General features: G+C 56.3%; 22 protein-coding genes. 12 read left to right on the top strand and 10 right to left on the bottom strand.

Translation table 11 applies throughout. The features are described from left to right. Nucleotides 1-13: 13 nt before the first annotated feature. Nucleotides 14-676: a TVP38/TMEM64 family protein gene (locus F3J29_RS08465; protein ID WP_353620546.1), complete on the bottom strand. Its 663-nt coding sequence runs from the start codon at nt 674-676 to the stop codon at nt 14-16. A 207-nt stretch (nt 677-883) separates the two neighbouring features. On the opposite strand from F3J29_RS08465, the gene F3J29_RS08460 reads away from it, so the two are divergent. Further along, nucleotides 884-1,312 carry an organic hydroperoxide resistance protein gene (locus tag F3J29_RS08460; RefSeq protein ID WP_166865154.1) on the top strand — a complete coding sequence of 143 codons (429 nt, stop codon included), beginning with the start codon at nt 884-886 and terminating at the stop codon, nt 1,310-1,312. Nucleotides 1,313-1,342: 30 nt separating this feature from the next. On the opposite strand, the gene F3J29_RS08455 is transcribed toward F3J29_RS08460, so the two are convergent. Together F3J29_RS08455 and xthA are read right to left on the bottom strand one after the other, a co-directional pair. After that, entirely contained in the window at nt 1,343-2,011 is a 669-nt protein-coding gene (locus tag F3J29_RS08455; RefSeq protein WP_166865151.1) for a TVP38/TMEM64 family protein, read from the bottom strand. 78 nt (nt 2,012-2,089) lie between these two features. Next, entirely contained in the window at nt 2,090-2,896 is an 807-nt protein-coding gene (xthA, locus tag F3J29_RS08450; protein WP_039292300.1) for an exodeoxyribonuclease III, read from the bottom strand. Between the two features lie 444 nt (nt 2,897-3,340). On the opposite strand from xthA, the gene F3J29_RS08445 reads away from it, so the two are divergent. From F3J29_RS08445 to hutH, 8 genes are all read left to right on the top strand, one after another. After that, nucleotides 3,341-4,561 (top strand): aspartate aminotransferase family protein, encoded by a 1,221-nt coding sequence (locus tag F3J29_RS08445; RefSeq protein WP_166865149.1) that lies wholly within the window; start codon nt 3,341-3,343, stop codon nt 4,559-4,561. Beyond that, a complete protein-coding gene (astA, locus tag F3J29_RS08440; protein ID WP_166865146.1) occupies nt 4,558-5,592 on the top strand; it encodes an arginine N-succinyltransferase in 1,035 nt (344 codons plus the stop codon). Before F3J29_RS08445 ends, astA begins: the two co-directional genes overlap by 4 nt. Then, nucleotides 5,589-7,067 carry a succinylglutamate-semialdehyde dehydrogenase gene (gene astD, locus F3J29_RS08435; protein ID WP_166865143.1) on the top strand — a complete coding sequence of 493 codons (1,479 nt, stop codon included), beginning with the start codon at nt 5,589-5,591 and terminating at the stop codon, nt 7,065-7,067. The genes astA and astD overlap by 4 nt, the downstream gene beginning before the upstream one ends. Beyond that, entirely contained in the window at nt 7,064-8,395 is a 1,332-nt protein-coding gene (gene astB / locus F3J29_RS08430) for an N-succinylarginine dihydrolase (RefSeq protein ID WP_166865140.1), read from the top strand. The genes astD and astB overlap by 4 nt, the downstream gene beginning before the upstream one ends. Nucleotides 8,396-8,405: 10 nt before the next feature. After that, complete coding sequence (gene astE / locus F3J29_RS08425) at nt 8,406-9,371, top strand: succinylglutamate desuccinylase (protein ID WP_166865138.1); 966 nt, start codon at nt 8,406-8,408, stop codon at nt 9,369-9,371. A 334-nt stretch (nt 9,372-9,705) separates the two neighbouring features. After that, the gene (gene spy / locus F3J29_RS08420; protein WP_166865135.1) at nt 9,706-10,191 is read left to right on the top strand and encodes an ATP-independent periplasmic protein-refolding chaperone Spy; all 486 of its coding nucleotides are present in this window, start codon (nt 9,706-9,708) and stop codon (nt 10,189-10,191) included. Between the two features lie 476 nt (nt 10,192-10,667). Then, a complete protein-coding gene (ves, locus tag F3J29_RS08415; RefSeq protein WP_166865133.1) occupies nt 10,668-11,213 on the top strand; it encodes an environmental stress-induced protein Ves in 546 nt (181 codons plus the stop codon). A 262-nt stretch (nt 11,214-11,475) separates the two neighbouring features. Further along, nucleotides 11,476-13,020 carry a histidine ammonia-lyase gene (gene hutH, locus F3J29_RS08410; protein WP_166865130.1) on the top strand — a complete coding sequence of 515 codons (1,545 nt, stop codon included), beginning with the start codon at nt 11,476-11,478 and terminating at the stop codon, nt 13,018-13,020. 30 nt (nt 13,021-13,050) lie between these two features. On the opposite strand, the gene cho is transcribed toward hutH, so the two are convergent. The 3 genes from cho to nadE form a co-directional block, all read right to left on the bottom strand. After that, the gene (cho, locus tag F3J29_RS08405; RefSeq protein ID WP_166865127.1) at nt 13,051-13,914 is read right to left on the bottom strand and encodes an excinuclease Cho; all 864 of its coding nucleotides are present in this window, start codon (nt 13,912-13,914) and stop codon (nt 13,051-13,053) included. Nucleotides 13,915-13,980: 66 nt separating this feature from the next. Next, nucleotides 13,981-14,871, bottom strand: coding sequence for an aromatic amino acid DMT transporter YddG (yddG, locus tag F3J29_RS08400; RefSeq protein ID WP_166865122.1), 891 nt, complete (start codon nt 14,869-14,871; stop codon nt 13,981-13,983). A 65-nt stretch (nt 14,872-14,936) separates the two neighbouring features. Next, nucleotides 14,937-15,764, bottom strand: coding sequence for an NAD(+) synthase (gene nadE, locus F3J29_RS08395; RefSeq protein WP_166865119.1), 828 nt, complete (start codon nt 15,762-15,764; stop codon nt 14,937-14,939). 267 nt (nt 15,765-16,031) lie between these two features. Between nadE and osmE the strand changes: the two genes are divergently transcribed. After that, nucleotides 16,032-16,373 (top strand): osmotically-inducible lipoprotein OsmE, encoded by a 342-nt coding sequence (osmE, locus tag F3J29_RS08390; RefSeq protein WP_061272979.1) that lies wholly within the window; start codon nt 16,032-16,034, stop codon nt 16,371-16,373. A gap of 150 nt (nt 16,374-16,523) precedes the next feature. Next, complete coding sequence (gene cedA, locus F3J29_RS08385; RefSeq protein WP_166865117.1) at nt 16,524-16,760, top strand: cell division activator CedA; 237 nt, start codon at nt 16,524-16,526, stop codon at nt 16,758-16,760. Between the two features lie 43 nt (nt 16,761-16,803). Here cedA and F3J29_RS08380 read toward each other — a convergent pair whose 3' ends face one another. The 3 genes from F3J29_RS08380 to hxpB form a co-directional block, all read right to left on the bottom strand. Then, nucleotides 16,804-18,195 (bottom strand): L-cystine transporter, encoded by a 1,392-nt coding sequence (locus F3J29_RS08380; protein ID WP_166865114.1) that lies wholly within the window; start codon nt 18,193-18,195, stop codon nt 16,804-16,806. Between the two features lie 132 nt (nt 18,196-18,327). Further along, a complete protein-coding gene (locus F3J29_RS08375) occupies nt 18,328-18,918 on the bottom strand; it encodes a metal-dependent hydrolase (RefSeq protein WP_166865112.1) in 591 nt (196 codons plus the stop codon). 121 nt (nt 18,919-19,039) lie between these two features. After that, a complete protein-coding gene (hxpB, locus tag F3J29_RS08370; protein ID WP_166865109.1) occupies nt 19,040-19,708 on the bottom strand; it encodes a hexitol phosphatase HxpB in 669 nt (222 codons plus the stop codon). A gap of 168 nt (nt 19,709-19,876) precedes the next feature. Here hxpB and F3J29_RS08365 point away from each other — a divergent pair, with 168 nt between their 5' ends. Then, nucleotides 19,877-20,413, top strand: coding sequence for a YniB family protein (locus tag F3J29_RS08365; RefSeq protein WP_166865106.1), 537 nt, complete (start codon nt 19,877-19,879; stop codon nt 20,411-20,413). Between the two features lie 35 nt (nt 20,414-20,448). Here the strand turns inward: F3J29_RS08365 and F3J29_RS08360 are convergent, their stop codons facing one another. After that, entirely contained in the window at nt 20,449-21,309 is an 861-nt protein-coding gene (locus F3J29_RS08360) for a fructosamine kinase family protein (RefSeq protein ID WP_166865103.1), read from the bottom strand. Between the last annotated feature and the right edge of the window lie 7 nt (nt 21,310-21,316).

Below are 21,316 nucleotides of genomic sequence, written 5' to 3'. Positions count from 1 at the left end.
GTCCTCAGCGTGTTTATGGGGCGGTTCGTCTGGCCAGCCAGCGTGCGGCCAGCGGCAAAAGCCCTAACAGGGCAAACATCAGCATCACGCCAGGGGAGAGGATATCGCCCAGGCTTTGCAGCTGGCTCAACTGCCTGCCGGTGTTAATGTAGACCACGATAGCGGGTAGCATGCCGAGCAGGCTAATTGCGGCATAACGAACGACGCCCATTGGCGTCAGACCCATTAATAAATTCACCAGTACAAAAGGGAAGACCGGCGCGAGCCGCAGGGCAAAGAGGTAATGGCCGCCATCGCGCTGTATGCCCAGATTCACTTTTTCCATCATGCGTGAGAAGCGGCGCTGTACCCAGTCCCGCAGCAGATAACGGCTGATTAGCATGGCGGCGGTTGCGCCTGCGGTGGCCGCCAGGGCAACCAGCACGGTGCCCTGCACCAGACCAAAGATAGCGCCACCCAGCAGCGTGAGCAGGGTGGCGCCTGGAATGGAAAAGGCGGCGGTAAGAAAGTAGCAGCCAAAAAAAGCCATAATCGCCAGGACCGGGTGTTGCGCATGCCAGTGCGCAAATTCAGCCTGAGAATGCTGAAGTGCCGACAGGCTTATCGTGCCCGGCGGAAGCAGATACAAAAACAACCCCGCCATGATAACCAGTAGCGCAAAGATCCCCTTACGCACATTTACCTCTTCTCTTTGGTTTGTCCATCTTCATACCGTGCCGCTGCCGTAAAGGCGTGGAGTATAGCGGAGAGAGAGTGGCAGCCAGCTTGAGCCAGGTCATGAAGCGGATACAGACGTATACATTTCGGCCCCACGGAGAACATATGGCAGATACATGCCGGCGGTTTAATGGCGGCTCTTCTTACCCACGATTGAGGAATCACGATGTCCAGCAAACTCGAGAAAGTGCTTTATACCGCCCACACCACTACCGTTGGCGCCCGCAGCGGGCACGGGCGTTCGGACGACGGCAGCCTGGACGTGCAGCTCAGCGCGCCAGGATCCGGCAAGCCGGGGACGAATCCGGAACAGCTTTTTGCCGTCGGCTATTCGGCCTGTTTTATGGGGGCGATTGGGCTGGCAGGGAAAAAACTGGCTATCCGTATTCCGGAGGAGACCGCCGTGGACGCCAGCGTCTCGCTGGGGAAAGTTGATAATGACAGCCACTTTGCGCTGGCGGTGACGCTTCACGTCAGGCTGCCTGGGCTTAATGAAGCCCAGCGGGAAACTCTGCTGGCAACCGCCCACGCCACTTGCCCTTACTCGCGGGCGATTTCCGGTAATGTTGACGTGACCTTACTTTCGCAAGGCTAGCGGCAAAACGCCTTCGGTGATCGGAGGCGTTTATTTTTTTAAGCGGGTTCTTTTTATCAGCCAGTGGGACATCAGCGGCAGCAGGCCAATCAGCGCAAACAACAGCAGCATGGTGGGGGAAATAATATCCCGCAGACTTTCTACCTGGCTAAGCTGGCGGCCGGTGCTGATGTACAACACGATAGACGGCAGCAGGCCAAGCAGCGTGACTATCGCGAAGCGAACGACGGAAATCGGCGTCAGCCCCATCAGCAGATTGATGATGGAAAAGGGCAGAACCGGCACCAGGCGCAGGGCAAACAGGCAGTGCGTAATATTGTGCTTAATGCCTGCGTTGATCTTCGCCATCGTGGTGGAAAAGCGCCGCTGAACCCAGTCATGCAAGAAGTAACGGCTTAGCAACATCGCCACGGTTGCGCCGCTGGCTGCCGCCGTGGCAACCAGCACCGTGCCCTCAATCAGCCCAAACAGCGCGCCGCCCATCAGGGTCATAATGCGCGTGCCGGGGATGGAAAGGGCGGAAATCAGGAAATAGCCGAGGAAGAAGGCGCTCATCACCAGCGCCGGGCGCTCGGCGTGCCAGAGAGTAAGCCGGGCGTGATATTTCTGCAGCGTCGCCAGGCTAAGGGTGCCCGGCGGCAGCAGGATTAACAGCGAGATGACCAGCGTGGCCAGCAGCAAAAACAGGATTTTACGCATTCTGTTCGCGCCTCGTCAGGGGGAAAACCGGCATCTCGCTGTCCTTGTCTGAAGATGTGTCTACCTTCAGTATTTCCCTTACCGCTTAAACTGCGCCCAAACAGGGGCGTGGTCGGACGGTTTTTCCATGCCGCGAATATCGTAGTCGATCCCGGTTGCCACGCAGTGCGGCGCCAGCCCCTGGCTTGCCAACAGCAGGTCTATACGCAGGCCACGGTTATCGTCGAAGCCTTTTGAACGGTAGTCAAACCACGAGAATTTGTCCTGTGCTTCCGGGTTAGCGTGGCGGTAAGTATCCACCAGGCCCCAGCCGAGCAGGCGAGCCATCCATTCACGCTCTTCCGGCAGGAACGAGCATTTCCCGGTGCGCAACCAGCGCTTGCGGCTATCTTCACCGATCCCGATGTCGAGATCCGTTGGGCTGATATTCATATCCCCCATGATCAGCACCGGATTTTCCGGGCGCAGTTCACCTTGCAGGAAGTCCTGCAGATCCTGGTAAAACTTAGTCTTGGCCGGGAATTTGGTTTCATGATCGCGGCTTTCGCCCTGCGGGAAGTAGCCGTTGATCACCGTCAGGTTGCCAAATTCAGACGGGATTTCCGCCATGATAATGCGGCGCTGGGCGTCTTCGTCGTCGGTCGGGAAACCTTTTCGCACCGCAATCGGCTTCTCTTTGGTCAGCAGCGCCACGCCGTAATGGCCTTTTTGGCCGTGATAAAACACGTGATAGCCGAGTTTCTCCACGTCTTCCAGCGGGAACATATCGTCGTGCACTTTGGTTTCCTGCAGACCAATAACGTCCGGCTGATGCTGTTCTACGATGGCTTCAAGCTGATGAGGACGGGCGCGCAGGCCGTTGATATTAAAAGAGACAAATTTCATAGTCGCTGCCAGGTTGTCAGGTTAATTGTTGCAGGATGGTAGCAGAAAACGGCGCAGGTTGCTGCGCTGAAGCTAATCGCTGCCATCGGCGCGGCTGGCGGGCAGAAATAAAGCAACATTTGCACCAAAATTGATCTCAATGCGCAAAAAGGGGGCGAAAACGACAGGCAAATCCCGAAGGCGATCACAATTCCAGCATTATATTTTACCACTGCATAATATTTCTTGTTTTCGTGTCGCGAATCAGGCGGCACGTTAAAACTATGCACTTTTTATTCATTTTATGTGAATAGTGAGTGTTTTTAACTCATTGATTTTTCGTTTCCCCCTCAGGTTTATGCATTTTTTCCGCTGGCTGGCACGATGTCTGCAATCTACATTTACAGCGCAAACACTCAATTATTTAACATTTAATAAACTTTTTATTTACCGTGAGGGGTCACTATGTCGCAGTCAATTACACGCCAACATTTCGACGAATGGATGATGCCGGTTTATGCCCCTGCGCCTTTTATTCCGGTCCGCGGCGAGGGTTCCACCCTGTGGGATCAACAGGGAAAAGACTACATCGACTTTGCCGGTGGCATCGCGGTTAACGCCCTGGGACATGCTCATCCTGAAATGCGCAAAGCGCTGGAGGAGCAGGCGGCAAAATTCTGGCATACCGGCAATGGCTACACCAACGAGCCGGTGTTGAAGCTGGCGAAGCAGCTTATCGACGCCACCTTTGCGGAAAAAGTGTTCTTCTGTAACTCAGGAGCCGAGGCCAACGAAGCGGCGCTGAAGCTGGCGCGTAAATATGCCCATGATAATTTTGGTGCGCAGAAAAGCGGCATCGTAGCGTTCAGGAATGCGTTCCATGGCCGCACGCTGTTTACCGTCACGGCCGGAGGTCAGCCCGCTTATTCTCAGGACTTTGCGCCGCTGCCGCCCCAGATTAACCACGCGGTATTTAACGATCTGCAGTCTGCCCGTGAGCTGATTAACGACGAAACCTGTGCGGTGATCGTCGAACCTATGCAGGGTGAAGGCGGGGTTGTGCCAGCGACGCCAGAGTTCCTTCAGGGGCTGCGCGAACTTTGCGACAAACACAACGCGGTACTGATTTTTGACGAAGTACAAACCGGCGTGGGCCGCACCGGCTCGCTGTATGCCTATATGCATTATGGCGTGACGCCGGACGTGCTCTCGACGGCCAAAGCGCTGGGCGGCGGCTTCCCGATTGGCGCGCTGCTGACCACCGATCGCTTTGCCAAAGTGATGGTGGTGGGCACTCACGGCACCACCTACGGTGGAAACCCTCTGGCCTCTGCGGTGGCCGGTCGCGTACTGGAAATCATCAATACGCCTGAGGTGCTCAACGGCGTGAAACAGCGCCATGACTGGTTTGTTGAGCGCCTGAACCACATTAACCAGAAGCATCAGCTGTTCAGCGAAGTGCGTGGGCTAGGGCTGCTGATCGGCTGCGCCCTGCGCCCTGAACATGCCGGTAAAGCGAAACTTATTCTGCAGGCTGCCGCGCAGGAAGGCCTGATGATGCTGATTGCCGGGGCTAACGTGCTGCGTTTTGCCCCTGCGCTCATCGTCAGCGAAGCAGAAGTTCAGCTGGGGCTGGATCGTTTCGAGCGCGCCTGCGAACGCTTCCTTGCGGGAGTTTCATCATGATGGTTATCCGCCCGATTGAACGAGGCGATCTGCCGGGGTTGCTTAAGCTTGCCGGGAAAACCGGCGGCGGGCTGACCTCGCTCCCCGCCGACGAAAAAACGCTGGCCGACCGCATCGAACGCTCGCTGCAGACCTGGCAGGGCGGGCTGCCAAAGGGCGATCAGGGCTATGTTTTTGTGCTGGAAGATACCAGCACTGGCCAGATGGTGGGGATTTGCGCCATTGAGGTGGCCGTGGGCCTGAACGATCCCTGGTACAACTATCGGGTCGGAACGCTGGTTCACGCCTCCAAAGAGTTGAATATCTATAACGCGCTGCCGACGCTTTTTCTCACCCACGATCACACCGGGGCAAGCGAGCTTTGCACGCTGTTCCTTGACCCGGCCTGGCGTAAAGAGGGCAACGGGTATCTGTTATCCAAATCGCGTTTTCTGTTTATGGCCGCCTTTCGCGATCGGTTTAACGACAAAGTGGTTGCCGAGATGCGCGGGGTTATCGACGAGCACGGGCATTCGCCGTTCTGGGAAAGCCTCGGAAACCGCTTCTTCTCCATGGAATTCGCGCGCGCCGATTATTTATGCGGCACCGGGCAGAAAGCTTTTATCGCTGAGCTGATGCCAAAACACCCGATTTACACCGACTTTCTCTCTAAAGAGGCGCAGGCAGTTATCGGTCAGGTGCATCCGCAAACGGCGCCAGCGCGCACCGTGCTTGAAGCCGAAGGATTCCGCTATCGTAACTATGTCGACATCTTCGACGGTGGCCCTACGCTTGAGTGTGATATCGACCGCGTGCGGGCGATCCGTAAGAGCCGCCTGCAAACCGTCGCAGTTGGCCAGCCCGCGACCGACGAACTGCCCGTTTGCCTGGTCGCCAACGAAAATTACCACCAGTTCCGCGTGATGCTGATCAAAGCCGACCCTAAAGGCGAGAAACTGGTTATTGATGCCGCAACCGCCGATGCGCTGAAGTGCGCCAGCGGCGATACCGTACGCGTGGTGCGCCTGTGCCCCGAGGAGAAAAAAGTATGACTAACTGGATTAACGGACAATGGGTGCCGGGCCGCGGCGAAGCGCTGTTAAAACATAACCCGGTGAGCGGCTCGCTGCTGTGGGAAGGGCTGGTGGCCGATAAAGTGCAGGTAGAGGAAGCGTGCCGGGCGGCTCGCGCGGCGTTTCCCGGCTGGGCGAAACGCCCGTTTGCTGAACGGCAGGAAATTGTGGAGCGTTTTGCCGGTCTGCTGGAGACAAATAAAGCAGCACTCGCTGAAACGATTGCTCAGGAAACCGGCAAACCTCGCTGGGAAGCGGCCACCGAAGTGACCGCGATGGTCAATAAGATTGCCATTTCCATCAAGTCTTACCACACCAGAACGGGCGAAACGCACACCGCGATGCCTGACGGGGCGGCCACTTTACGCCATCGCCCTCACGGCGTGCTGGCGGTCTTTGGCCCTTACAATTTCCCTGGCCATTTGCCCAACGGCCATATCGTGCCGGGACTGCTGGCCGGCAACACTCTTGTTTTTAAGCCAAGCGAGCTAACGCCGCGCATCGGTGAGCAGGTGATGAAGTTATGGGAGGAGTCCGGTATTCCAGCTGGCGTGCTGAACCTGGTGCAGGGCGGGCGCGAAACCGGCGAGGCGCTGTCTAATCAGTCAGAGCTTGATGGGCTCCTGTTTACCGGCAGCGCGGGCACCGGCTACCACCTTCACCGCCAGTTTGCCGGGCAGCCGGAGAAGATTCTTGCCCTGGAAATGGGCGGGAACAACCCGCTGATCGTCGAAGATCCGCAGGATATCGACGGCGCCGTTCACGTGGCAATCCAGTCGGCGTTTATCACCGCCGGGCAGCGTTGCACCTGCGCCCGCCGTCTGCTGGTGAAACAGGGCGGGCAGGGGGATGCGTTTATTCGTCGGCTGGTTGAAGTCTCAGCTCGTTTGCAGCCGGGTGAGTGGGATGCTATGCCGCAGCCGTTTATTGGCGGGCTTATTTCGGTGCAGGCGGCTGAACGGGTGCTGACCGCGTTCCAGGCCCACGTGGCCCGCGGCGGTAAACCGCTGCTTGAGCCAAAAATGATTCGTCCGGGCACTTCTTTACTGACGCCCGGCATCGTTGAGCTTAGCGGTGTGGCTAACGTACCGGATGAAGAAGTGTTTGGCCCGCTACTGGCGATTTACCGCTATGACAGCTTTGACGATGCCATCCGGATGGCGAACGACACGCGCTATGGCCTGGCGAGCGGGCTAATTTCACCGTCTCGGGAACAGTTTGATCAGCTTTTGCTGGAAGCCAGAGCCGGGATCGTGAACTGGAATAAACCGCTGACCGGAGCCGCCAGCACTGCGCCATTCGGCGGCGTGGGCGCGTCGGGTAACCATCGCGCCAGTGCCTGGTACGCGGCGGATTACTGCGCCTGGCCGATGGCCTCGCTGGAAAGTACGAGCTTCGCGTTACCGTCAGCGCTGAGTCCAGGGCTTGATTTTAGCCGCGAGGAGCAGCCATGAAGAGCGCGCGTGAAGCCAATTTCGACGGCCTGGTGGGGCTGACCCATCATTATGCCGGGCTGTCGTTTGGCAATGAAGCCTCGACGAAGCACCAGTTTCGCGTGTCCAACCCGAAGCTGGCGGCGAAGCAGGGGCTGCTGAAAATGAAAGCGCTGGCGGACGCGGGTTATCCGCAGGGCGTCATTGCCCCGCAGGAGCGCCCGAATATCGGCGTTCTGCGCCAGATCGGTTTTACCGGTAGCGACGAGCAGGTTGTTGAGCGTGCGGCTCGCCAGGCGCCGCAGCTGCTGTCCGCCGCCAGTTCGGCCTCTTCTATGTGGGTGGCGAATGCCGCGACGGTGTCGCCCTCCGCCGATACGCTGGACGGTAAAGTGCATCTCACCGTCGCCAATCTGAACAATAAATTCCACCGCGCCAGCGAAGTACCGACGACGGAAAGCGTGCTGCGGGCGATGTTTCGGGATAGCGGGCATTTCACCGTACATGGCGCGCTGCCGCAGGTGGCGCTGTTTGGTGACGAAGGAGCTGCTAACCATAACCGTTTAGGCGGTGAGTATGGCGAGCCGGGCGTGCAGCTGTTTGTTTATGGCCGTGAAGATTCGAAAAGCGGGCAGGCTCCGGCCAGGTATCCCGCGCGTCAGACGCTGGAGGCCAGCCAGGCCGTGGCGCGTTTGAACCAGATACGTTCTGAGCAAGTTATCTTCGCTCAGCAAAACCCGGCGGTGATCGATCAGGGGGTTTTTCACAACGATGTTATCGCGGTCTCTAACCGCGAGGTGCTGTTCTGCCACCAGCATGCCTTTGTGGATCAGCCGGGGCTTTATCAGCGTCTGCGCGAAAAAGTCCCGGGCTTTACGGCCGTGGAAGTCCCGGATGCTTTGGTTTCGGTGGCCGATGCGGTGTCGACCTATCTGTTCAACAGCCAGCTGTTGAGCCGCGCCGACGGCGGCATGACGCTCGTGCTGCCGGAAGAGTCACGCCAGCATCCAGGCGTCTGGCGCTACCTTAACCAGTTGCTGGAGGCGGATAATCCTGTCCGCGAGCTGCAGGTGTTCGATCTGCGGGAAAGTATGGCCAACGGTGGTGGTCCGGCGTGTTTACGTTTGAGAGTGGTACTCACGGACGAGGAGCTTAAAGCCGTTAATCCGGCGGTGATGATGAACGACACGCTGTTTATGACGCTCAATGGCTGGGTCGATCGCTGGTACCGCGACCGTTTAACGCAGGCTGATTTAGCCGATCCGCAGCTGTTGCGCGAGGGGCGTGAAGCGCTGGATGAACTGACGCGCATTCTGGATTTAGGCTCGGTGTACCCGTTCCAGCAATAGGGGAGAAAGAATGATTGATTTTCTGGCGCAGACGCTGGCCGGCAGGGCGCCTGAACAAACCTCCGGGGAGAATGCTCATCTCAGCTGGCGCTGGTGGGATGAAGGTATTCTAACGTTGACGCCGCATGAGGCGACGGGGAAAGCGCTGACAATCTCGGCCGGGATCCACGGCAACGAAACCGCCCCGGTGGAGATCCTTGGCCAGTTGACCAACCGCTTGATCGCGGGGCAGCTTCCGCTGCAGTGGCGCACGATGATTATTCTGGGTAACCCAGTGGCGCTGCGCGCGGATAAGCGTTATACCCATAGCGACATGAACCGTATGTTTGGCGGGCGCTGGCAGCAGTTTCCTGAAAGCGTAGAAACCCAGCGGGCAGCCAGGCTTGAACATGCCCTCGAGCAATTCTGGTCGCGAAGTGAGGAACAAACCCGCTGGCATCTGGATATGCATACCGCCATTCGTGGCTCTTTGCATCCCCGGTTTGGTGTGCTGCCTGCGAGGCCACTGCCATATAGCGAGAGTTTTTTAACCTGGCTGGGCTGCGCCGGGCTGCAGGCGCTGGTGTTCCATCAAAAGCCGGGCGGAACCTTTAGCCATTTCAGCAGCGAGCATTTCGGGGCGCTGAGCTGCACGCTGGAGCTGGGAAAAGCCAGGCCGTTCGGGCAGAACGATCCTGGTCAATTTACGGTAACCAAAGAGGCCATCTCTGCGTTGTTAAGCGGGGCAGAGCCGCCGGTCATGGAGGGGGTCCCGCTGCGTTACCGCGTCGCTCAGCAAATCACCCGGCAGTCGGAGAAATTTGTGCTGCACATGTCCAGCCAAACGCAGAACTTTACCGCGTTTTCGAGGGGCACGCTGCTGGCTGAAGATGGTGAGAAGCGTTATGTCGTCGCCGGCGAAAAAGAGTACGTTTTATTCCCCAATCCGGATGTAGCGCTGGGGCTGAGAGCGGGTCTGATGCTGGAGGAAATTTAAACTTCAAGCAGCTCTGAATAATTGAGCTGCTTAATCATTTCGTGTTGTTAATTTATTTACGGATAATTCCTGGCTACAGGGTTTATTCGTTGTTTTGATTACTGTACACTCTTCATATTGTCTTTATAATCAGCGTGTTGTTATATTTAGTTGCACTATTCCCCCTCTTAATTCTTATTTTCTTCATAATTGATGCATTCTTGTTTTATACCCTTTCAATGATTTACGGATGCCACCGTCTCCTTGACGATAAGACTCGTAAACTCATTCTCGTCAACACGACATCGTCGTTCTAAACGAGTCGTCAATTTAATGAAAAGAGAAGGTTAAAAATATGCGTAAATTAACTGCACTGTTCGTTGCTTCTACCCTGGCTCTGGGGGCCGCTAACCTGGCGCATGCTGCAGACGTAACCCCGGCTGCGGCGCCACAAACCGATGCCCCGATGATGCACCATAAAATGATGCGCGGCCCGATGCACGACATGATGTTTAAAGACCTGAACCTGACCGATGCGCAGAAACAGCAAATTAAAGACATTATGAAAGAACAGCGCGGCAAGATGCAGCGCCCATCCGTTGACGAACGCCGCGCCATGCACGACGTGATTGCCAGCGACAGCTTCGACCAGGCCAAAGCACAGGCACAGATCGATAAAATGGCCGAGCAGAACAAAGCACGCATGCTGGCGCATCTGCAAACCCAGAACAAAATCTACAACATTCTGACCCCGGATCAGAAAAAACAGTTTAATGCGAATTTTGAGAAGCGTCTGACAGAACGTCCTGCGCATGAAGGTAAAATGCCAGCTGCTCAGTAAGCCTGAGCGACTAAATTAAGACCGCCGGTCCTGTTCACAATAGCGAGGTACGCTGTGAACAGGATCGGCGGTTTTCTCGTTTAATCATGTCACTCCACTCTTTCCCCTTCGCTCGACTCAGATAATACCGCCCGGCGATAATCACGCCAGACGGTACAAGTCATTTTAAACACTCAATTTCAGCAGCTTACATTCAAAATTGCAGTTCACTCCGCAGATTTTACCGACCGGTATTGAGGGCGATAAATTTACTTTGCTTCCCGACAAAAAAGCCGCTAAATCATTGTCACAAAAATAGAACCAGGGCTACAGCAACCGGCCACGGCTGCCGATAACACTGGCGTCAGGCAAAGATCTGACGAACAAAACAGAGAACTGATGAGCAGGCCGCCGGGGCGGAGATCTTCCTTTGGGGTCGCTCAATTTAAAGAGCAAATGCCAGGGCGCACGGATGCCGTGCGTCCTCAGGAGTGGTGATGGAATTCTTTGATATACGAAAGGTGCCGGTTAACCTCTGGCGCAACGGCGCCGGGGAAACGCGAGAAATCTGCTGTTTTCCGCCCGCGACGCGAGATTTCAACTGGCGTGCCAGCATCGCCTCTTTGGCCCATAACGGCGAGTTTCCCGTCTTTCCGCAGGTTGACCGGGTGATGACTCTGCTGGAGGGCAGCGAAGTCATTCTGGATGGCGGAAAGGCGTTCAGGCATACGCTCAAGCGCCATCAGCCTTTTACTTTTGCCGGTGAACAGCCCGTGAAAGCGGAGCTGAGCCGGGGCATGTCGATGGACTTTAACGTGATGACGCGCCGGGACCGCTGCCGGGCCCAGGTTCGGGTGGCGGACAGAACCTTTACCACTTTTGGTACCCGGGGCGGCGTTGTTTATGTCCTGAGCGGGGAATGGCAGCTGGAAGATAAGCTGCTTTCACCGGACCAGGGCGCCTGGTGGCAGGAAGGCAGCCATACGCTGCGGCTGTTAAAAAATGAAGGACAACTGTTGTTCAGCGAAATTACCTATTTGTAGAGCGGATGCCCGGAAATTAGCCGGGCAATTCACTTTCTTCCTGATGATTATCCTCAGAAACTGCTGTGCAACTGCGGTTTTTCTCTTCATTTCCCCTTCATGTAAACGTCCGGCAGAATCCCGTGCTGGAAAAATGTCACAAGCGCGATCCGGCTCACCGTTCGATAAAAAAGTCCTATGACCCGCTGGCGGATTATTTGGTTTATTAGTTAAGTTGTATATACAAATATAGACAAAAACCCGATGCAAACAGGATGCTGACATGTCAACGCAAAAGAAGCTATGCAGTCTCACGCCAGGTTCCGTTTCACTGGCCACTCTGCGCGAGATCTACCATGGAAACGTGCTGCTCAGGCTTGACCCAGGGGCGGTTGCCGCCGTTGAGCGTGCGCTCGGCACGGTAGAAGCGATTGTTGCCCACGGCGACGTGGTCTACGGCATTAACACCGGTTTTGGCAAACTGGCACAAACCACCATCGCCACCGATCATCTGGCCGAACTCCAGCGTAACCTGGTACTGTCCCACAGCGTTGGGCTGGGCGAAGCGCTGCCGGATGATGTTGTCCGGCTGGTGATGGCCAGTAAAATCATCAGCCTGTCACGCGGACATTCTGGCGTTCGCCTGCTGGTGATTGACAGCCTGATAGCGCTGTTCAACTCGGGCGTCATGCCGGTGATCCCGGAGAAAGGCTCGGTGGGGGCGTCGGGCGATCTGGCTCCGCTGGCGCATCTGTCGCTGATGTTGCTCGGGGAAGGGAATGTAAGGGTGAACGGCGAACAGATCCCTGCCGTTGAAGGGTTAAAGCTGGCTGGCGTTAAGCCGCTGGTGCTGGGGCCAAAAGAGGGCCTGGCGCTACTGAACGGCACTCAGGTTTCGACGGCGCTTGCGCTACGAGGATTGTTTGAGGGCGAGAAGGTGTTTGCTGCCGGGCTGGTAGCGGGAGCTTTATCGCTGGAGGCTATCAAAGGCTCAGTGAAACCGTTTGATGCACGTATTCACCAGGCTCGTGGCCAGGCGGGACAGATTGATGTGGCCGCGGCGGTCACTGCACTTCTCGCCGACAGTAAAATTGTTGATTCTCACGCCCACTGTGGCCGCGTGCAGGATCCTTATTCCATTCGCTGCGTGCCGCAGGTTATGGGCGCATGTCTGGATAACCTTCGTCATGCCGCGCGTGTTCTGCAGATTGAGGCCAACGCCGCCTCGGACAACCCGCTGGTGTTCAGCGACACCGGAGAAGTGATTTCCGGCGGCAACTTCCACGCAGAGCCCGTCGCCTTTGCCGCCGATATTATCGCGCTGGCGGTGGCGGAAATTGGCGCGATTTCGGAGCGCCGTCTGGCGCTGTTGCTGGATACCGGACTCTCCGGCCTGCCGCCGTTCCTCGTGAAAGAGGGCGGGATTAACTCCGGCTTCATGATTGCGCAGGTCACCGCTGCCGCACTGGCTTCCGAGAATAAATCGCTCGCCCATCCGGGCAGCGTCGACAGCCTGCCAACGTCTGCGAATCAGGAAGACCATGTTTCAATGGCGACCTACGCGGCTCGTCGTCTGGGGGCGATGTGCTTTAACACTGCGGCCGTGGTTGGGATTGAGGCCATGGCGGCCGCGCAGGGCATCGAGTTTCACCGGCCGTTAAGCAGTTCACCGCTGCTTGAAAAGGTCTTCGGGGACATTCGCGACCGCGTGGCATTCCTGGAAAAGGACCGCCTGCTGGCGCCGGATATCGAGCAAATGCGCCTCTGGGGCTGCAGCGACGGCTGGCCGGAGGCGATCATGAAGCTTCTGCCTTCATCAGCGGCATAGCCCTTTTAGACTCCTCTCTTTGAGAGGAGTCTACCCCAGCTCTATCACCTCATATTCCCCGCTCAGCATCAGCTTGCAAAGGATCTTGTAGCCGTCGTTATCAAAGCCTTCCGGTGGCTGACGGCGATGCGTGGCGTCGTCCAGATGCTGCACGGAGCCAAGATAAAACCAGTGATCGATCAGGTGATACTCAGTCATCTCCGGGCTGCGTTCCACGATGGCGACGGCGTTTTTCCACGGCCAGCAAATCAGGCGTACCTGTTCGAGCGCCTGAACGAGGCGGGCGTGATGCCCGGCCTGAGTCTCTTTCCCGCAGCAGGCTCCGGCGCAACGTTTAAGCGAGGAGCGAAAACAGGCCCGGCCCTTGCTCAGTGATTCCAGGCCCAGCAGGCCGTAACAGAGGCGATACTCATCGGCCAGCCCTTGCAGCGTTTGCAGCGCGGCCCGGCGGTTAGCGTACAGCCCGTACAGGCCCGGTTGGCTCGAGAAATCGACATCTTTGGCGTATACAACCTGCGGTGTGTCTCCCTGGATAGACAGGGAACAAAGCTGGCGGTTACGACGCAGGCGTTTGTTGAACAGCGGCTGTTGCTCTTTGATCATTTGCGCTTCGAGCAGTAACGCCCCGAGTTCACCGGCGGTGCGGATGAAGGTGATCCGGCGGGACTGCCTTAAGAGTGCGGCTTCATCTGGCGTACGAAAATGGGTCATCACGCGCGTGCGGATATTGACGCTTTTGCCGATATACAGCGGCATGACGTCGCTTTCACCGTGAAAAACATAGACGCCGGGTTTTTTGGGCAGATCATCAAGCCACGGCCTGAGATGTTCCGGATATTCATAGATCGCCGCAGCTTCAAACTCCAGCCGCGGCGCAGTTGAGCGCCTGACCACATCGAACTCCTGAATACTGTTTATTTTGCCAGTATAGCAGTCCGGGGCGTGAAGAGTGAATCGCCGTTAACCATAGCGGCGCGTGGCAAGCCAGCAGAGCAGGGAGCCGCCTACGACCATAAGTACGCCCTGCCAGAACGCAAAGCCAGGATGCAAGCCCAGCCACAGCGTGGCGAGCAGGGCTGATAATACCGGCGTGAAGTAGGAAGCCGTGGCAAGCAGCGTCATGTTTCCCCGCTGGATGCCAATATTCCAGGCTGAATAGGCGACAGCGGTGGAGATCCCCATAAACAACAGCTGTGCGCTGCCGGACAGGGTGAAGTGCATTTCCGGCTGTTCCACAAAGGCGAACTTAATCCATAGCACCAGTGCGGTGGCGCAGAAAAACAGGCTGACGCCGCTTTTACCTTCACTCCAGCGCCGGGTCAGGTTGCAGTAAAGCGCCCAGATAACGGCGGCGGCAAAAGCCAGGCCGTAGGCCAGCGGGTTATCGAGAATGTTGTGCCACATCACGAGAGGCGACCAGTCACCGTCGCCTTTCATCACCTGCACAATCCCTGCGAGAGAAAGCGCAAGTCCTGGCCAAAGCCACAGATTGCTACGCTGGCCGTTAATAAACAGGGCGAAAAAAACGGTCAGGCAGGGCCAGAGGTAGTTGATCATTCCCAGCTCAAGGGACTGGGCACGGGTGTGCGCGAACCCAATTGAGAGCGCCAGGCTTATTTCATAGCCAACAAAGAGCAGCCCGCCGACCCAGAGATAACGGGGAGGCAGTTCACGTATTTTGGGCAAGCCCCGGACGATGCAAAGGCACAGCGCGCTGACGGTGTAGAGCAGAGCCGCGCCGCCAACTGCGCCAAAGTGCTCGCTGATGCTGCGCAACAGGCCAACGGAGGTACTCCAGAGCAGAATTGCGATAAGGCCGATAAGCGTGGCGCGTTGGGAAGAGGTGTCCATGTCCATCCTGTAAAAAAGGCGGCAAAATGCCGCCCTGAAAATTGTTTACGCAAAGCTGTTGTTGACTATTTTTTCCAGAAATCATCAAAGACAGTAATCGGCGGGCGGCGCTTGTGTTCCGTTTTCAGATACCAGCCTTCGATGATTTTTGCGGTTTCAGCCGGAACGGTTTTGCCTTCCAGATAATCGTCAATTTGCACGTAGGTTACGCCCAGAGCCGCTTCATCCGGCAGAGAAGGACGATCGTCTTCTAGATCGGCCGTCGGGGCCTTCAGGTACAAATGTTCCGGGCAACCAAGCGTTTTCAGCAGCAGTTTGCCCTGGCGTTTGTTGAGGCGGAAAATAGGATTAATATCGGTGCCGCCGTCGCCATACTTGGTGAAGAAACCGGTGACGGCTTCCGCGGCATGGTCAGTACCCACGACGACGCCTTTGGTCATCCCGGCGACGCTGTACTGTGCTTTCATGCGCTCGCGGGCTTTCTCATTACCGCGAACAAAATCGCTTAGCTCGATACCCGCTTCGCGCAGCGCCTGCTCGCTGGCATGCACGGCGCCCTTGATATTCACCGTTAACACGCGATCGGGCTGGATGAAGGCAATGGCATCCTGGCAGTCCTGCTCGTCGGCCTGCACGCCAAACGGCAGGCGCACGGCGATAAACTGATAGCTGTCGTCGCCGCTTTCTTCGCGCAGTTCGGTGATGGCTAGCTGGCAGAGTTTGCCCGTCAGAGTGGAGTCCTGGCCACCGCTTATCCCCAGTACCAGAGACTTAATAAACGGGTAGGTTTTAAGGTACGATTTAAGAAAATCTACGCTGACGCGTATCTCTTCGCTGGCGTCGATCTGTGGCTTGACGCCCAGTGCCTGAATAATCTCTTGTTGCAGAGCCATTTAATCCCTCCAATAAGCTTTACCTGCAACGTGCAGGCCGCAAAATTTAGCTGCCCTAAAACTTACCCTGTTGCGCTGAAAACGACAAGGCTCAAAGGCTTACCCGGCCTGCAGACGGCGAGTTTTCCTGCAAATCAGACAGGATCCTTATGAATACTCTTATTGTCCGAATTTTCACGCATTAAGGGTAACGAGTTGAAAAATGTTCTTTTATATTCCAGGCTTATCTAACACGCAGGATCAATACATTCATTGATGAGGATAATTATGAATAATAAATTTGCAGGATTTTTAGGCGCGGCAGCGGTAATGACTATGCTGGCAGGCTGTACCGCTTACGATCGTACCAAAGATCTGGTGACCGAGCCGGTGGTGAAAGATGTGAAAAAAGGCATGACCCGTGCTCAGGTACAGCAGATCGCTGGCAAACCATCTTCTGAAGTGACCATGATTCACGCCAAAGGAACCTGCCAGACCTATATTCTGGGGCAGCGTAACGGTAAAGCTGAAACCTACTTTGTTGCGCTGGATGACGCCGGTCGGGTAATGAACTCCGGCTACCAGACCTGCGCCGAATACGATACCGATCCGCAGGCACCTAAAGCCTAAGCTATCCGCGGTAAAGAGCCCGACGGCACTTTCTGCGTCGGGCTTTTTTTTGCCTTACGAGCTGAGACAGAGAAGAGGGGGCGACGAAGAAGGGGGAGATCCGCTATCATGTGGAGGTTGTTCACTAATTCAGTTCCAATCCCGTAGCCTATGAAACCACTGCGCCAACCGAATACACGCCCAATCATTTCCTACACGCCTCGCGTGGAGCCAGCGCCGCCTTCTCATGCGTGGCGAGTAGACGGGTTTAAAGATGTCTATCTGCTGCGCGGGCAGTATGTAGCGTTTGTTTTACTGGGTGATGCCTTCCGCCAGTCACCGCCGTTTACCCTGCCAGAGTCGGCACAGCGCTGGGCAAAACAGGTTCGGCAGGAAAACGAAGTATAAAAAAGGCCGCTATTTATAGCGGCCTTTTGCATTTCTGGTCAGATTAACGGTGGGCTAATTCCACTTCATCATCGCTGTTCAGAATCTCTTTGTCGGTCTGCTTCATCAACTGGCTGGTAATGGTCCCGGCGGTCATCGACCCGCTAACGTTCAGCGCGGTACGGCCCATATCAATCAGCGGCTCAACGGAAATCAGCAGCGCGACCAGCGTTACCGGCAGCCCCATTGCTGGCAGAACGATAAGCGCGGCGAAGGTTGCACCGCCGCCCACGCCGGCAACGCCTGCAGAGCTAACGGTCACAATCCCGACCAGGGTTGCAATCCAGACAGGATCCAGCGGGTTAATACCCACGGTAGGTGCAACCATCACCGCAAGCATTGCCGGATACAGACCCGCACAGCCGTTCTGGCCGATGGTTGCGCCGAAGGAGGCAGAGAAGCTGGCGATAGATTCTGGCACGCCAAGACGGCGGGTTTGGGCTTCAACGTTCAGCGGAATACTGGCCGCGCTGGAACGACTGGTGAAGGCGAAGGTCAGCACCGGCCACACTTTGCGGAAATATTTCACCGGGCTAACGCCGTTGAAAGCCAACAGAACGGCGTGAACGCCAAACATGATTGCCAGACCAAGGTAAGAGGCTACCACGAAGCTGCCCAGCTTGATGATGTCCTGCAGGTTTGAGCCCGCGACCACTTTGGTCATCAGCGCCAGCACGCCGTATGGCGTCAGCTGCATAACCAGGCGAACCAGCTTCATCACCCAGCTTTGCAGAGTGTCGATAGCCACCAGTACGCGCTCGCCTTTAGGGGCATCGTCTTTCAGCAGCTTCAGCGCCGCGACGCCCAGGAAGGCGGCAAAAATCACCACGCTGATGATAGACGTCGGGTTGGCGCCGGTCAGGTCCGCAAACGGGTTTTTCGGCACGAAGGAGAGGATCAGCTGCGGGACGGTCAGGTCAGCAACTTTCCCAATATAGTTGGACTGAATCGCTGCCAGGCGGGCGTTTTCTGCGTTGCCCTGTACCAGACCTTCAGCGGTCAGGCCGAACAGATTGGTGACCAGCACCCCGACCAGCGCGGCAATCAGCGTGGTGAATAACAGAGTACCAATAGACAGAACGCTGATTTTTCCCAGTGAAGAAGCGTTATGCAGTTTGGCCACGGCGCTCAGGATTGAGGCGAAGACCAGCGGCATAACAATCATCTGCAGCAGCTGCACATAGCCGTTACCGACCACGTTAAACCACTGAATGGAATCTTTCAGCACCGCGCTGTCGGAGCCATAAATGGTGTGCAGCACCAGGCCAAAGATCACGCCCAGGAGCAGACCCGCCAGCACTTTTTTGGCGAGGCTCCATTGTTTATGGCGAGTTTGCGCCAGCAGCAATAGCAATACAACGAACACCACAATGTTCGCTACCAGTGGAAAATTCATCCCCGTATCTCCTGATTTATTGTCACGCGGCCGCGCGTGGGCGACCGTTATGTTGCAAAGCGTAACAGATGGCAGGACGTTGGCTTATATTCAAAAGGAATTGATTATTACCAAATGAAGAATATTGGCTGTTTAACGCTCAGACTGGTGCGTTATAAAGCTATTAAAGGTGGTTTGCAGCGAATTTATCATCTGCGAAGACCAGCGGACTGCACCGTTTTCGGGCAGGCTTTGCGGCATCCACACCGCCAGGCCAAACAGCGCCATGCACAGGGCGCGTTCGAGCTGGTTGCCTTTTTGCGGCCGGACGATGGGAAAACGGAAACGCCAGCGGCAAGGCCACAAGAGCGGCACGCCGGCAGGGGTCAGCATGTCGGCCAGGATATGACTCAGGTAGCCCAGCACCATCCCCTGCAGCGCATCGGCCGGAATGACCCAGCTTTCCGGCACTTTGAGATAAAACAGCGCCAGCCCGGCGAACACCACGAACAGGCTATGGGTAAATCCCCGATGGCCGCAGAGTCGCGCCACAGGTTTTGAGATCCAGCTCAGGCGCTGGCCTAAAAAAGATTTTGGATGATCGATATCCGGCAACAGGCAGGTCAGAATCGCGGACGGCACAATATGCCACCAGTCCCCCTGGGCGAGGATGGGCGTCAGTTCAGCGTTTTTAGCAAAAACTGCACAGGCAATAGAAAAGAGCAGGTGGCCTTCCGCCGTCATGATACAACCTGAATGAAGAAACTGTCGATTCATCCAGTATAGGGTTTTTGTACAGTATCCGGAAGAGGTGACGGTGTAACATTTTGTCAGGGAAAGGGGCGGCCTGAACCGCCCGACAGGTTTAGCCTTTCAGGCTTGTTTCGGTCAGTTGCAGCAGCGAAGGGAGTTTGACGTCCGCCAGACACCAGCGTTGGTCCGCAAAGTTCTCCTCGGCAGGCACCACAATTGAGCGCATCCGCGCTGCTTTAGTGGCGATCATACCGTTGACGGAGTCTTCGAGCGTCACGCAGGAGAGCGGATCAACTCCCAGCTTCTTGGCGGCATCCAGGTACACCTGTGGGTGAGGCTTGCTGTAAGGCAGATGTTCGGCTGAGGCAATGGCGTCGAAGTGCTGGCGCAGGTCGAACATCTCAAGCACTTTTTCCAGCATGTGCAGCGGAGACGCCGAGGCCAGCCCGACCTTCAGGCCCAGCGTTTTGCAAAGTTTCACGGCCTCAACAACGCCGGGCAGCAGCGGGCGCTGCTCCTCAACCAGCGAAATGGCGCGTTCGATAACGCGCGCGGTCAGTTCCTCGCGCGATGGCCCGGTCCACGGCTGGCGTGAATACCAGAGTTCAACCACCAGGTCGATGCGCAGCCCCAGCGTGTCGGGCAGTTCGTGACGACGGGTAATATCAACGCCGATGCTCTCCAGCACGTCCAGCTCCGCACGATCCCAAAGCGGCTCGGAATCAATCAGCAGCCCATCCATATCAAAAATTGCCGCGAGGATTTGGCGCGTTTCGGCCATAAAATGACTCCTTTCTGTTCGTCAAAATAGAATGTTTGTGTATCTTTAGCCGGAAACGAAGCCCGAAGCTACCGCTTTTGCGAATTTAGCCCGCAAAGCTCAGGCGAAATAGCGCCACACAGGGTAGACTTTGAGCGTATAACGTTACGTCCTAATAAAGGGGAGTGCATGACGTATCAACAAGCTGGACGCATTGCGATTTTAAAGCGCGTGGCAGGCTGGATTATTTTTATCCCGGCGCTGCTGTCGACGGTAATTTCCGTCCTGAAGTTTATGTATCAGCACAGTGAAAAACAGCCGGGCATTGACGCCGTAATGATGGATTTCGCCCACGTGATGATTGAGATGATGCGTTTCAATACGCCGTTTCTAAATCTCTTCTGGTACAACTCACCGCTGCCGGATTTTAGCGGCCAGGTGAACATCTTCTTTTGGCTGATATTTGCGCTGATTTTCATCGGCCTTGCGCTGCAGGATTCCGGAGCTCGCATGAGCCGCCAGGCAAAATTTCTGCGCGAGGGCGTGCAGGATCAGCTGATTCTTGAGCAGGCGAAAGGGGCGGATGGACTCAGCAAAGCGCAGCTCGATGCGAAAGTGGTTGTGCCTCATCACACGATCTTACTGCAGATTTTCCCGCTTTATGTCCTGCCGGTGATTGTCATCGTCGTGGGCTATTTCTTCTTCAAGCTGCTCGGCTTTTTATAAAATAACGGGCCACCCTGTCCCGGGTGGCCTGCTTTTCAGGCCGCTAACACTTTCTCCAGCGCTTTTTGCGCCGTCACGAGGTGCTGCCCGCCGAACAGAATCGCCCGGTTGAGCAGAGTATAAAGTTGGTAAACAGGCTGGCGGTCGAGAAAGCCTGTTGGCAGCGGTGACACGGACTGATAGCCGTCGTAAATTTGCGGCGGCTGGTCGTTGTGCAGCGGCAGCATGGCCAGGTCGCATTCGCGGTCACCCCAGTAGCAGGCAGGGTCGTAAATAAAGGGTCCGTCAGGCCCGAGGGCGCAGTTACCTGACCAGAGATCGCCGTGCAGCAGAGAAGGTTGAGGCTGATGAGAGGCCAGCGCCTGCTGGACAAAATCAACGATCAAATCAATATCGCCATAGTCGATGCCTTTTTCCGCCGCCATTTCCAGCTGCCAGCCAATGCGCTGCTCGGCAAAAAAGGTTGACCAGCGTCGCTGCCAGGCGTTGGGTTGCGGTGTGGTAGAGAGATCGTTGTCGAAGTCCAGACCGAACTGCGGCTGGTCGCTCCATTGATGAAGCCGGGCTAACTGCTGACCGAGCAGAAACGCGTTATGGGCATCGAGGGGTTTAGAAGGCAGATATTCCAGCAGCAAGAAGCTGTAATCTCTGTCGCTGCCGAGTGCCCAGACTTTCGGTACTCTGACGGTTTTACTGCGCGACAGCAGTTCCAGCTGGTCGGCTTCTGCCGTGAAGATGGGCAGCATTTCGCGCTCGTCACACTTGACGAAGATCTCGTGGCCGGCATAACGAATATGCCATGCCGCGTGAATTTCGCCGCCGGGTAGCTCAGTGCGCTGTTCAATCTCTGCTTCGCCTAACTGCTCGCTTAACAAATGACGGATGGCTTGCCACATGACTTTT

The organism is Enterobacter sp. Cy-643, assembly GCF_011752815.1.
In the GTDB taxonomy this organism is placed as follows: Bacteria; Pseudomonadota; Gammaproteobacteria; order Enterobacterales; family Enterobacteriaceae; genus Cedecea.
This window is presented reverse-complemented; position numbering and strand designations above follow the sequence as displayed.